Annotated in this window: 5 protein-coding genes; 3 read left to right on the forward strand and 2 right to left on the reverse strand. The window is 51.9% G+C overall.

The window, feature by feature from the left end:
- Positions 1–75 precede the first annotated feature (75 nt).
- On the forward strand, positions 76–8,871 hold the full coding sequence (locus RID21_RS16345; protein WP_350190627.1) for a glycoside hydrolase family 94 protein: 8,796 nt from the start codon (positions 76–78) through the stop codon (positions 8,869–8,871).
- 57 nt (positions 8,872–8,928) lie between these two features.
- Here RID21_RS16345 and RID21_RS16350 read toward each other — a convergent pair whose 3' ends face one another.
- Both RID21_RS16350 and RID21_RS16355 read right to left on the reverse strand, forming a co-directional pair.
- Positions 8,929–9,240: an ApeA N-terminal domain 1-containing protein gene (locus RID21_RS16350; protein ID WP_350190629.1), complete on the reverse strand. Its 312-nt coding sequence runs from the start codon at positions 9,238–9,240 to the stop codon at positions 8,929–8,931.
- A gap of 89 nt (positions 9,241–9,329) precedes the next feature.
- Positions 9,330–10,274, reverse strand: a complete 945-nt coding sequence (locus tag RID21_RS16355; RefSeq protein ID WP_350190631.1) for a restriction endonuclease — start codon at positions 10,272–10,274, stop codon at positions 9,330–9,332.
- A gap of 318 nt (positions 10,275–10,592) precedes the next feature.
- Here RID21_RS16355 and RID21_RS16360 point away from each other — a divergent pair, with 318 nt between their 5' ends.
- Both RID21_RS16360 and RID21_RS16365 read left to right on the forward strand, forming a co-directional pair.
- Positions 10,593–11,099: a hypothetical protein gene (locus RID21_RS16360; protein WP_350190633.1), complete on the forward strand. Its 507-nt coding sequence runs from the start codon at positions 10,593–10,595 to the stop codon at positions 11,097–11,099.
- Between the two features lie 117 nt (positions 11,100–11,216).
- Positions 11,217–11,780, forward strand: coding sequence for a hypothetical protein (locus RID21_RS16365; protein WP_350190635.1), 564 nt, complete (start codon positions 11,217–11,219; stop codon positions 11,778–11,780).
- Positions 11,781–11,871: the final 91 nt, after the last annotated feature.

Below are 11,871 nucleotides of genomic sequence, written 5' to 3' on the forward strand. Positions count from 1 at the left end.
TATTAGCTGGTGCTGCTCTATAATCGAAAGATTCCCCCTTGCTCCAGGAGATGGAGCTGGGCTTTAGGAGGCTTAATGCATGTTCCAGATCTCTGGCAAAAACTGTATCGGTTGATTTTCTTCTGGCAGTTTCGCCAGCAGGAACCTCCACTTTTTCATCCCATCGACGAAACGCCGCTTCGCGCCGAACTCTTCAGTATTGACCAGCTCGAACGTCATGCGAAACTCATTGCCGGATTACACACGCTGGCATCCGGCAGGGCACGGGACGAGCTGCTGCCACGGCTTGATGAGAATCATCGTATCTTAAATGAAACGTACGATCTGGTTACAGCCGCCGCCGATCAAAATCGCCGGATCGAACCAGCGGCTGAATGGCTCCTTGATAATTTCTATCTGATCGAAGAGCAGATTCGTGCCATCCGACGTCTGTTGCCCCCCTCTTACAGCCGGGAATTGCCGCGTCTATCCAGTGGCACCGCTGTCAGCATTCCCCGGATTTATGCGATCGCCCTTGAATTGATTTCTCACGTCGATGGTCGAATTGACGCCGACAGTCTTACCAGCTTCATTGAGTCGTATCAATCAGTCGAGACACTCAAGCTTGGTGAATTATGGGCATTACCTTTGATGCTGCGACTGGCTCTGATCGAAAATCTTCGACGCGTTTCTGTACGGATTGCTTCTGCCCGGCGTGACCGGGATCTGGCAAATGACTGGGCGGACCGAATGGTGAAAGTTGTGGAGCAAAAACCGACGGACCTGGTCCTGGTTTTAGCAGATATGGCACGCACCAACCCGCCTCTCTCTGGAGCATTCCTGGCAGAGTTAACGCGGCACCTGCAGGGACAGAATCCGAATTTTGCTTTCGCCAACAGCTGGCTCGAACATCGTCTGGCCGATCAATTGTTAACGATCGAGCAAGTCGTGCATGCCGAGGGACAGGCTCAGGCAGCCGACCAGGTCTCAATCGGTAACAGTATTAACAGCTTACGATTTCTCAACTCAAACGACTGGCGCCGGTTTGTTGAAAAAAACAGCCTGGTGGAGCAGGCACTGGCCAGTGACCCGTCTCATATTTATTCAAACATGAATTTTGCGACGCGCGATCGTTACAGACGAACAGTTGAAGAGATCGCCCGTCGCAGTCGGTTAACGGAATGCGATGTTGCCCGCCAGGCAGTTCGACTGGCAGAGAAGCATGCACTCGCGCAATCCGAAGAACGGGCAGCCCACGTCGGTTATTATCTGATCGATCACGGCCGCCCGATTTTAGAATCTTTAGTCGAAATGCGTCTGACACCTGCAGCGATGTGGGGCAAATTACATCGAAAAGCACCACTGATCAGTTACCTGTCAATAACGAGCCTGGTCACCCTTTCTCTCTCATTACTTTACATGTTGAAGGCTGATCAACTCAAGGTGAGCTGGCAGTGGCTGCTGGTACTGACGATCCCCGTCCTGATCTGCGCCTCCCAGTTAGGGGTGAGCCTGGTCAACTGGTTGTCGATGCAACTGCTCCGCCCACAATCGTTACCTCGCATGGACTTTGAACGGGGAATTCCCCCCGAGCAGCGCACGCTGGTAGCCGTGCCCACAATGCTGACGAGTGTAGCGAGTGTGGAACATTTACTGGAGGGGCTGGAATTACGCTATCTGGCCAACCGCGATCCCTCCTTGCACTATGCTCTGGTCACCGATTTCGTTGACGCTGATCTGGAATCTCTGCCTGCTGATGCACACCTTATCAATCAGATGAGAGAAGGTATGCAGCGTCTGCAGGAAAGGTACGCACATGATCGTTCCGATATCTTTTATCTCTTTCACCGTTCACGAAAGTGGAATGCCCAGGAAGGGGTCTGGATGGGGCAGGAACGTAAACGCGGTAAGCTGGCTGACTTGAATGCGGCGTTGCGCGGTGGTGAAAACCGTTTTTCTGAAGTCGTCGGCAATATTGAAATTCTGCAAACCGTGCAGTACGTCATTACGCTTGATACCGATACGCAGCTGCCTCGCGATGCCGCACGCTTGATGATTGGCACACTGGCGCATCGGCTGAATCATCCTGTGTATGACGTCCAGAAATCGCGTGTGGTTGACGGGCATACGATTCTTCAACCACGGGTTGGGGTGAGCCTGAATAGATCGCAACAGTCTCGATTCGTCCAGTGGTATGCCGGTGAAGCGGGAATTGATCCCTACACGCGGGTCGTATCGGATGTTTATCAGGATCTGTTTGGGGAAGGTTCATTTATCGGGAAAGGAATATACGAGGTTGATTCCTTTGAGCGGTGTTGCAGTAACTTTCCGGAAAATGCGATCCTGAGTCATGATCTGATTGAGGGAGCTTACTGTCGTTCCGCGCTGGTCAGCGATGTAACTTTATATGAAGAGTATCCCTCGCGTTATCTATCGGACATCGGACGCCGGCACCGTTGGATTCGTGGTGACTGGCAGATCGCCGGCTGGCTGCTTCCCCGGGTTCGAAATCGTGCAGGTCAGTCTGTAAGGAATCCGATCTCTGCTCTTTCCTGGTGGAAGATCTTTGATAATCTGCGTCGCAGCCTGATTTCGCTGACCATGTTGAGTTTATTACTCTTGACCTGGTTCATACTACCTGCGATGGCGGCAAGTACAATACTGTTCATCTTCTGTGTTGTTTTCCTGCCCACAATGCTGGACTTTGTCACTACGCTGTTTCACAAACCGGTCGACTTACCGTTTCGCATGCATGCGCGAGAGACACTTCAGGCGACGGGGCGACCGTTGGGACAGAATATTCTGACTCTCGTGTTTTTACCCTTTGAAGCATATATTTGCGTTGACGCTATCACTCGTACGCTGGTACGCATCAACTGGACAAAACGACGGCTTCTCGAATGGAAAACGGCCAGTGACTCTGAACGAGGAAATACGGGCAGTCTGAGCAACACCATTTACCAGATGCTGGTCGCCCCCGGCATAGCCGCCAGCACGGCATTGCTACTGTATATCAAAGATCCGGTTATTTTCCCCTGGGCAGCCCCCTGGCTGGCGGCCTGGTTTGCATCACCAGTTGTTGCCTGGTGGCTCAGTCGACCGATAATCAGGCGAGAAATTCATTTTTCAGAATCAGAACAACACTTTCTGGAAAAACTATCCCGAAAAACCTGGCGCTACTTTGAGGAATATGTCACTAAAGAAGACCACTGGCTGCCACCAGACAATATTCAGCAGAATCCTGATCTGGTAATTGCAACGCGTACCAGCCCAACGAATATTGGTATGGCATTACTCTCTAACCTGTCCGCCTATGACTTTGGCTATTGTTCTGCAGCTCAGTTTCTCACTCGCACCAGAAATCCCCTTAAGACTCTTGATGAGTTGGAACGACATCACGGGCATTTTTATAACTGGTATGACACACGATCGCTGAAACCACTGCATCCGCAATATATCTCCATGGTCGACAGCGGTAATTTAGCAGCGAATCTGCTGATACTCGGGAGTGGATGCCAGGAATTGAGCGAGGCGAGTATCCTGCCCCGGCGTATGTTCGCGGGGTTGAGTGACACACTTCGCGTTTTATGCGATGTAGCACGTCGTCTCGACGGAAAGCTCGTTGATGCCGTCTTTCATCGCAAAATTGAGAGGCAGCTTGAAATACTGGATCAGGCACCTGTCACACTACAGGCGGCACATGAACTGCTGGCTGATCTGGAAATGGAAGCAGCCGAACTGTCTGAAGCTGCAGACTGTGATGAGGAACTTGCCTGGTGGGCGCGTGCATATGAGCGATCGTGTCAGGATCATCGAGCTGACCTGTTGCATCTGGCAGTCTGGCTCACTCTCCCCGAGGCTCCTGACGGATTGTTCCAGTCCCAGTCTGATGATCAAAGTGTGGAAATCGATCCATTAGCTTCTGCGCTGCAGCACCTCGACAACATGATTGGACTGCGCGACGTAGCTAAACTGCAATCCACGGTCGTCCCTCTGATCCAGGCCGCGATTAAAAAGTCAACTCCCGAGTACACCGACTGGCTTATCCAGTTAGGTGCATCATTAAGCATTGCTGCCGGGCGTTCTGCTGCCAGAATCAGGGGTTTTGAGGAACTGGCGCTACAAAGTCACGACCTCGCCGATATGGATTTTGGCTTACTGTATGATAAGTCGCGTGACTTATTTGCTATTGGCTATAACGTCAGTGAACGACGACTTGATCCCGGTTTCTATGATCTGCTCGCCTCGGAAGCGCGTCTGGCCAGTTTTATCGTCATCGCTCAAGGGCATTTCGGCCAGGAACACTGGTTTGCGTTGGGGCGTCTGCTGACCAGTGCAGGAAGTCAGCCTGCGCTCCTGAGCTGGAGCGGCTCGATGTTCGAATATCTGATGCCGTTACTGGTCATGCCCAATTATGAGAACACCCTGCTCGATCGTACCTATCATGCCGTTGTGCGCCGACAAATCGAATATGGACGCAAGCTGAAAGTTCCCTGGGGAATATCCGAGTCTGGTTATAACACATTGGACCAGCATCGAATCTATCAGTATCGGGCGTTTGGTGTTCCCGGATTAGGATTGAAGCGTGGTCTGGCTGAAGATCTCGTGATTGCCCCCTATGCCAGTGTGCTGGCTCTGATGGTCGATGCTAAAGCGGCTTGTGCTAATCTACAACAGTTGGAAGCAGATGGTCAGCTGGGAGATTGTGGATTCTACGAGGCCATCGATTATACGCCATCAAGGCTACCTCCCGGCACAACAAGCGCCACTGTAAGACAATTCATGTCTCATCATGAAGGTATGAGCCTGCTGGCACTGGCGTATGTTCTGCTTGATAAACCAATGCAGCGTCGTTTTCTGTCTGACCCCATGTTACGGGCTGCAGATCAGCTGTTACAGGAACGGGTTCCCCGGGCCATCGCGCCGGTGTTGCCACATAAAAGTGAAACACGGGACGCACCGCTTGCTTCACCCGAAGAAACGGGTAGCATGCGCGTGATTACCAACCCAGCCAGCGCAACCGTTGAAGCCCATTTGCTCTCCAACGGCAGTTATCACGTTACCGTCACAAGTGCAGGAGGAGGTTTCAGCAGATGGCATGATCTGGCAGTGACTCGCTGGCGCGAAGACGCAACTCGGGACAACTACGGGAGCTTCTGTTACCTGCGCGACGTAAGCAGTGGTTCGATCTGGTCTAATACCTGGCAGCCGATAACCAGTCCGGCCAAAGGATATGAAGCCATCTTTACACAGGCACGAGCTGAATTTCGCCGTTCTGATGAAAAGATCGAAACGTATACCCAAATCAGCGTATCGCCAGAGGATGACATCGAACTGCGGCGTATTACATTGACCAATCGTTCTGAGAAGCCGCGTAAGATCGAAGTGACCAGCTATACGGAAGTCGTATTGGCCACTCAACTCCAGGATGAGGCCCATCCGGCATTCAGCAATCTGTTTGTGCAGACGGAAATCGTTCAGCGCCACCAGGCCATTTATTGCACGCGACGTCCTCGTTCCCTTGAGGAACATCCCCCCTGGATGACACATATGATGACCGTCAGAGGTGTCACCACCGGAACGCCTACGTACGAAACAGATCGGATGAAATTCATCGGTCGTCAGCGGACGCTTGCATCGCCAGCCGCTTTAGATGACTTCTCTCCGCTTTCGAATAGTGCCGGACCGGTTCTTGATCCGATTGTGAGTATCCGGCAAACAGTATTATTAGCGCCCGGCGAAACGGTGCGCATCGATATTATAACTGGTGTCTCTGAGTCGCGGACAGGCGTTGAGGCCCTTTCCGAAAAGTACTCCGATCATAGTCTGGCCGACCGCGTGTTTGACCTTGCCTGGACCCATGGGCACATTCTACTGCAACAGCTGAGCGCTTCGGAAATGGATGCGCAGGTTTATGGCCGACTGGCCAGTTCAATCCTATATGCTTCCTCTCTCCGGCGTGCCCAAAAGAGCATTCTCAGTCTTAATCGGCAGGGGCAATCCGGTCTCTGGGCATACGGGATCTCGGGGGACCTGCCCATTGTTCTGGTTCGTATTCGCGCTCATGAAAAGATCGAGCTTGTCAGGCAGGCTGTAAAGGCACACGCTTACTGGCGACTGAAAGGACTGGCCGTCGATCTGGTCATCTGGAACGAAGATGATTCGGTATATCGACAAAGTCTGCAAGACGAAATCGCCGACCTGATTGCGGCCAGCCCGGAAGCAGGGTTTTGTGATAAACCGGGAGGCATCTTTATCCGCAGAGTCGAACAAATGCCAGAGGAAGACCGCATCTTACTGCAGTCAGTAGCGCGCATTATTTTGTCAGACGACAGAGGCACTCTTCAGGATCAGGCCGAACGCTTCGTGCGAAATGAAGTCCCGATTCCCGATCTGGTTCCCGTTCGGAATTCGACAACACCACTGATTCCTGGAAACCATCCGCAATATAATCTGGCATATTTTAATGGCCTGGGTGGGTTCAGCCAGGACGGTCGCGAGTATGTAACCATTCTACCCGCTGGAAAAACAACGCCTGCTCCCTGGGCGAACGTGATTGCGAATTCGCAGTTGGGGACCGTTGTCTCGGAAGGGGGCAGTGCCTATACCTGGGCTGAAAACAGTCATGGATTCCGCCTGACTCCCTGGCATAATGACCCTGTGTCCGATCTCAGTGGCGAAGCCATTTATATCCGGGATGAGGAAACTGGGCATTTCTGGTCTCCTTCTCCCCTTCCGGCGCGGGGACAGCATACTTATATAGCACGCCATGGTTTTGGTTACAGTATTTTTGATTATACCGAAGACGGATTGACAACAGAGCTGTGTGTTTATGTGGCAACCGATGCACCAGTCAAATTCTGTAAGCTTAAAATCACGAATCGCTCCGGACGCCCAAGAAAACTCTCCGTGACAAGTTTCTGGGAACTGGTCCTGGGCGATTCACGCAGCAAAACGGCAATGCATATCGCGACAGAAAAAGATCCAATGAGCGATGCGATTCTGGCACGGAATGTCTATAGTCCGGAATTCAGTGACCGGGTTGCTTTTTTCAGTTGCAGCGAAACGAATCATTCCTTTACCGGTGATCGTACTGAATTCCTGGGCCGTAATGGAAATCTCAAGAAACCTCTTGCCATGCAGCGTGTGCGTCTCTCTGGTCGCGTAGGAGCAGGCTTTGATCCCTGTGCAGCAATTCAGGCTCCGTTGCAGCTGGCGGATGGTCAGGAGCGGATTATCACATTCACAAGTGGTGCTGCTTGTGGAACCGCAGAGACGAAGACGCTGGCACAGAGGTACCGGACTGTGGAAAGTGCCCATCAGGCGATTGAAGGCGTGTGGGATTACTGGAGTCGAACACTGGGCGTCATCCACCTGGAAACCCCCGATCCGTCAGTCAATTTTCTGACAAATGGCTGGCTCGTTTATCAGACCCTGGCCTGTCGCATGTGGGCCCGCTCTGGATTTTATCAATCGGGAGGCGCTTTCGGCTTTCGAGATCAACTGCAAGACGCGATGGCCCTGGTCTATTCCCAGCCACAACTCCTCAGAGAGCATCTGCTACGTGCCGCGGCACATCAGTTTCAGGAAGGAGATGTGCAACACTGGTGGCATCCTCCGGTGGGCCGAGGCGTGCGCACTCATTTCTCCGACGACTATCTATGGTTGCCCCTGGCAATCTGTCGCTACGTGAAAATCACAGGGGATACTGGAATTCTCACTGAAAGCGTACCATTCCTTACTTCACGTCCCTTACGTGAGGATGAGGAGTCGAACTACGATTTGCCAGAAATCAGTGATGAGATCGGGACTCTATTTGAACACGGATCTCGTGCCATCGAGAACGGCTTGCGTTTCGGTGAGCATGGCTTGCCGCTGATGGGCTGTGGTGACTGGAACGATGGCATGAATCTGGTCGGCGCAGCAGGACAGGGAGAAAGTGTCTGGCTGGGCTTCTTTCTGTATCATGTTCTTATCCAGTTTTCAGAGTTGGCACGAAAACAGGGAGAGGAAGCACTTGCAGAGCGCTACACACAGGAAGCAGGCCGTCTGCAAGACAATATCGAGCTGCACGGCTGGGATGGCAAATGGTACCGCCGCGCCTATTTTGATGATGGCACGCCACTGGGATCGTCTTCAAATAAAGAATGCCAGATCGATGCCATCGCACAGAGCTGGTCGATCCTGTCTGGTGCCGGTCCGGAAAATCGAACGACGGTCGCCATGCAAAGCGTTGATCGCCGACTGATTGACGACAACGATCGATTGATCCGGTTACTGGATCCTCCCTTTGACAAGTCAGATCTCAACCCGGGATATATCAAAGGTTATGTTCCCGGCGTACGGGAAAATGGGGGGCAATACACGCACAGTGCCATCTGGACTGTCATGGCGACAGCTGCAATGGGAGACAGCAGGCGTGCCTGGGAACTTTTTTCACTCATCAATCCAGTATCCCATGGATCGACACCGGAAGAAATTTCAGTCTATCGCGTTGAACCGTACGTCGTAGCTGCAGACGTATATGGAGTGGAACCCCATACCGGACGAGGCGGCTGGACGTGGTATACCGGGTCAGCCGGCTGGATGTACCGCCTGATTGTGGAATCTCTGTTGGGGCTGGAACTGGAAGTGGATCAGTTGTGTATCACACCTTGCCTGCCTGCTGACTGGACCACTTTTAAAATGCATTATCGCTATCGCGAAACCTTCTATCATATCACCATTCACAACAACGGCTCCGACGCAGAAGCCAGCCTGATGACTCTGGATGGTACCGAGTTGCCAGACCTGATCATTCCCCTTGTCGACGACCATGAAGACCATGAAGTTGTTATTACGGCCATTGCAGGCAAGTTTGACAGCAGTATTTATCTGAGTAAGTTCCACTAAAAATTCACAAAAGAGGGACTCTCTCTTCAGAAATTGATGGATCTTTCCCGAGTCTAATCAGGCACTTGAATTCAAGGTCTTTTTTATTTCTGAATGGCGAGTAAAAGATGTCTTTCTTTGGGCACTCAAGCAAAAATAATTGAGGAGTGTGTATCTCTCGCCTGTTCTTGACTCTCCTATGATTGCATCAATTATGCGAATATCTTCTTGCTCTTGGAGAAATGCTCCTTGTAAATTCAAAATGAAACCATTTTTCACACTACCAGACAATGTGCCACGAAATTTATGGTTAGGTGCTGAGGGAATCCACCATTCGGCATCAAGAATGATTTGATCATGAACTGAACTTGCATTTTTAAAGCCTGACATACGAGAAACTTTCAACAACAATAATTGGGCTTTAGTTTCGCAGGAGATTTAACTTACCACATATAAAGATCAAACCAACACTTCAAACTTCACACAAATTCAATTTCCCCAAACACGAACTCTCGAAAGTTGTCTTCATGGATCAAAACACAGTTCGTGCTTTCCGCCAGCTCAATGGCGCTCGCCGTGAATTTACTGTTGGTAACCACGGCACAGGCATGGCAGTTGTAATGCCGCATGCCGGTAAAGGCTTGCTGGATGGCGGAGTTGCTGACGCTGTGAAAGTAGCCTTTGACCTGCACCGCAATTCTGCGGCCTGCTTTTTCCACAATTAAGTCGACTCCCTGGTCACCCGTGGTATTGGTAGTCTGCGTCTGGTAACCCAGCAGCTGAAAAACACGCTCCAGGTACTGCTCGAATTCAACGCTTCGCATCGCACGCCAGTTCTCGTTGAATAACTGCTGGCACTGATATCTGGCTGAGGAAATTCGTTCCCGTTCTTTATTTTGCGCGACTAAATTCGCATTTAGTACCAATTCCTGTTCCAGCCCCTGTTGCAACTCCCCGATGCGGGTTTCTGTCTGAGTCGCTTTCCTGGTGAGTTGAGCCAGCTCGTTTTTCGTCTGCTCCATGAACTGCGGAAGCTCAGCGTCGGAAGGATACTTTGACAGCGCCAGGAGAGCCACGCAAGAAACAACAATCATCAGAACGGCAACCACCACACTCACGGGGCGAGAACCCGTCACCACATCAATCAAGATAAGTGTCACCAGTCCCAGTACAGGCGGAACGACGACCCAGGCGCCAGGCTCCCAGATGTGATACTGTTTCAGGCTGGCTCGATAGGTGCGGGCGGAATTGAAGTACGAAGTCTTCAGTCGGAGCGATTTCACTTTTGAAGTGAGTTCCTTAAGCCGAGTTCGCTCCTGTTTGAGTTCATGATGAAAAAAGCGTAATCGCTCTTCAGATTGTTCCAATGCTTCCTTGAGGGGGATACGTTCTGACTGAGCAGGAGGTGAGGTTGTATTATGCATGTGCGACTGAGCCCGAGATCAAAAAGTAAGTTATTGGCGAGCGTAATAACGCAGGGCGCATCACCGCAGAATCGGTTTCACACATTCTTCACAATCACGGTAAATGGCCCGGTATTACCTTAAATATAGTAGAGATTGTGTCCAAATGTGATCTTGTTTGCAAGTGTATAACACAATCGCAGTTTCCAGTTGAAATCAGCCCTTTCTTGATCGTTTTAACTGGCCAGGAACACGACTTCATACCGGCAACCCGCCTCTCGCGGACATACAGTAGAGTAAAGCACTGAAACGAGCACTCAAACCCACAGGACCAGCCTCATGTCCACCCAGCCACCCCCCGAACCACGGGTTCGCTTTCTCACACTCGTCCCCATCCTGGCGGTGCTGATCGCGCTGGGCTTTGTCTGGTACACGCGGAACAAGGCACCCCGCGTCGCCGCCGGTCAGCTCATTCGTGAGACCGGCGTCTATGCCGCACCCGGGGGGACCGCCGTGCTGACACTCCGTAAGTTGGAAGGTAACGATCGGATCAGCGTAGATGTCTCCGCCCAACCCGGCACCCTCGACGCCACGAGTGCCAGCTGGGAGATTGACGGCACACAGCCCTGGCTGTTTACTTTCGATGCAGACGACAAACTCTGGGGCTATTCTCTCGACCAGGGACCACACAGCGTGGGAACGACGCCGGCAGCGAACGCGTTTACCAGTATCGGCATTCACGGCGGCTGGGCCGACATTCCCGAACCCTTCCTGCAGGCACTGCCAACCGAATCACGCGACGTCTATAACGAATGGCGCGCCGGTCAGGCTACCACTGCCCCGTGACCGGTTGCTGACGCTTCCCTGGATTGCCCGTCAATCGTCATTGCTCTCCATGACTCCACCGTATACTATGAGTGGAAACTCTCTATCGGGCAGCAGACGCCGTCCGCAAGGAACAACATGATTTCAGAAAGTGATAAACCGGGCAGCGGTTGCGGTACAATGCTTCTCGGCTGTGCTGGCCTGTGTGTCGTCGGCCTGGTGCTGGTGATGTTCTTACTCAACTTGAGCAGTGATGAGAACGCCAACAGTAAACAGGGCCCCGGAAGTATTGAAGAGGAGTTTCCCGCGGGCACCGAGGAACGACTCCGGTTTGAAGTACAACAGGCGCTGAGTAGCGTCAAGGCGGCCAGGGTTACGCTTGAGAATGGTGAACTGAAGATTGTCATTACTGGAAAAGATGCCTCGCGAGCCGCCCCAACCGAAGCCGATTTCCAGATTGAAAATACCCGCATCCTGAAGGGGATCCATGAATCAGGCTTTAATGACTTTTCGACCATTGAGCTCATTTCATTTGTCCCGATATTAGATAAGTTCGGCAATGAGAAACTGTTAAACGTTTCAACGATGGTTTTTGACCGGCCCACACTCGACCAGATTAATTGGGAGAACTTCCGGCATGTCGATCTCACCTCAATTGCCGCTGATTTCTCATTTCATGAGGTCGTCAATCGGTCTGAGTGATCAAACTGAGTATGCCCGGCCTGTCAGATCTGCCAGACGAATCACGCGACGTCTATAAAGAGTGGCGCGCCGGTCAGGATACCGCTACCCC

The organism is Gimesia sp., from assembly GCF_040219335.1.
Taxonomy (GTDB): domain Bacteria; phylum Planctomycetota; class Planctomycetia; order Planctomycetales; family Planctomycetaceae; genus Gimesia.

What these genes read in the sequence shown, in the direction of transcription:
- RID21_RS16360 (WP_350190633.1), top strand. Translation starts at nt 10,593, where the DNA reads ATGTCCACCCAGCCACCCCCCGAACCACGGGTTCGCTTTCTCACACTC.
- RID21_RS16355 (WP_350190631.1), bottom strand. Translation starts at nt 10,274, where the DNA reads ATGCATAATACAACCTCACCTCCTGCTCAGTCAGAACGTATCCCCCTC.
- RID21_RS16365 (WP_350190635.1), top strand. Translation starts at nt 11,217, where the DNA reads ATGATTTCAGAAAGTGATAAACCGGGCAGCGGTTGCGGTACAATGCTT.
- RID21_RS16345 (WP_350190627.1), top strand. Translation starts at nt 76, where the DNA reads ATGCATGTTCCAGATCTCTGGCAAAAACTGTATCGGTTGATTTTCTTC.
- RID21_RS16350 (WP_350190629.1), bottom strand. Translation starts at nt 9,240, where the DNA reads ATGTCAGGCTTTAAAAATGCAAGTTCAGTTCATGATCAAATCATTCTT.